We start from the raw sequence: 455 nt of genomic DNA, 5'->3' as shown, positions 1-455 counted from the left end.
TTGTTTTGCAAGCTGGAAAAGTTCTTCTGCTTTCTTTTTCCAGCGGTAGTTGTAACAGCCTTGAAGAACTTTCTCCAAATGGCTCAGATTCGCTTTGGCAAATGCTTCTGGTGTTGGAAAAGCCCTTAAAAACTGAATGGTAGATGGCTGATCTAACCGACAAAAGCATCCCAAAGCCTGTGGATAGTAGCTTTTTAGGCAAGTGGTGATCTGGTTCTCCATTCGAACTCGCAAGGTCACTAGAGCTTCTCGATCACGAACAAGGATTTGTAACTCTTTTAGTTCTGGGCTATCTATTCGAATGGATCTATATTGGTGTCGATCCGTACGGATTAAGTCTGCCAAAACTCGTGCATCTCTTGTGTCGTCTTTTGCACCTGCTGAAGAAAAACGGTCACGAGCACGATCTACACTCTTCGGATTAATCGAGTAAATAGTGTAGCCTAAAGCATGTA

1 protein-coding gene is annotated in these 455 nt (G+C 43.1%); it reads right to left on the bottom strand.

The window, feature by feature from the left end:
- On the bottom strand, positions 1–455 hold a 455-nt coding region (locus AC5WOE_RS20010), incomplete at both ends, for an IS110 family transposase (protein WP_496053351.1).

This window comes from Shimazuella sp. NTD248, from assembly GCF_059510395.1.
Note: the sequence above shows the minus strand (reverse complement) of the source record. Positions and strands in the feature narration are given on the sequence as shown.